The following is a 1,161-nucleotide window of genomic DNA, read 5'->3' on the forward strand; positions in this document are numbered from 1 at the left end:
GTGGGCCGAGCAATTCGTCGATGAGCTCGGCAAACCGTCACTGTGGTTCACGTAGGACACGCCGGCCTGCGGCGGGCCCAAGCGCACCAATCCCGGGCCGTTGGCCGTTACGGCGGCGGCGCAGTGCCAAACGGAAATGGAAGCAAGGTCGACGGATGCTGTCCCGGTGTCGAATGAAAACGCGGCAACCTCCATCGACGACGCACCGTACGCGCCAACCACGACGCCTAGAGTCACGGTGGTGCTGGGGCCAGATGCGTACAGCGTCGTGTGGTGCGCTCGTCACGGTTGACGAGGAGCCGGCGTTGTATGAAGTAGCGACTAGGCCCATCGCCGACGCGCCACGCCCCCCAACCGTGACGATCGACAGGGCGACGGTGGCGCTGGGGCCCGCCGCATACAAGGTCACGCCGTGTGCAGATACGGGCGAGTTGCCGCCGGTGGAGGAATACGCGACGAGCCCCAGCGCCGACGATCCGTAGCCGTAGCCACCGGCCACAGTGAGCGTCACGATGGTGCTGGGCCCTGCTGCACACAGAGTCGTGTTGCGCGCCGAGACCGTCGCAGTGCCAGCGGACGGCGAACACGCGGCAAGCCCCATCGCCGTCACGCCAGCACCGTAGCCGTCAACGCTCACGGCCACGGTGATGTCTGGTCCCGATGCATACAGCGTCGTGTTGCGTGTTGAAACCGACGAAGTGCCGACCGTCGCATACGCGGCAAGCCCGATTCGATGCGTACCGTGGCAAGGCGCCGTGGTTCCTCGTCGCCGAACTGACCATGTCTGTCGTCAGCAGCTTCATCGTCGGTCTTCAAGAGTACCTTGGCTGCGTGCCCAGCGCGTGGATGCTCACTGCTGTGTACATCATCTTCACCGCCGTTCTCGCCGTGGTGCGACCTCATGCTGTGCGCTTGGACCGGTTGCTCTACTTCGTGCTGGCGCTGCTGCAGACAGGGGCGGCTGTCTTCGCCGCGGCCGCCGCTGCGTCCCTCGATCCAGGCAGCCCGGAGCATGCCGCGGCGCTAGAGGTTGGCAGCTACTTTCTCAGCGCACTGTCCGCTGGCTCGATGCTGGTCGGTTTGTACGAGCTGGGTAAGGTGCTGTATGAGCAGTGGCAGGTGTGGCAGCGTATGTTGCAGCGACGACGAAGTGATCAGCCC

2 protein-coding genes are annotated in these 1,161 nt (G+C 65.0%); one reads left to right on the forward strand and one right to left on the reverse strand.

What is annotated here, in order from left to right:
* Positions 1 to 195: hypothetical protein (locus tag Q9Q40_15610; GenBank protein ID MDQ7008648.1), on the reverse strand; the 195-nt coding region annotated here is incomplete at its 3' end.
* 489 nt (positions 196 to 684) lie between these two features.
* On the opposite strand from Q9Q40_15610, the gene Q9Q40_15615 reads away from it, so the two are divergent.
* The coding region (locus tag Q9Q40_15615) for a hypothetical protein (GenBank protein MDQ7008649.1) at positions 685 to 1,161 on the forward strand (477 nt) is incomplete at its 3' end.

Source organism: Acidobacteriota bacterium, assembly GCA_030949985.1.
Lineage (GTDB): Bacteria > Acidobacteriota > Polarisedimenticolia > J045 > J045 > JALTMS01.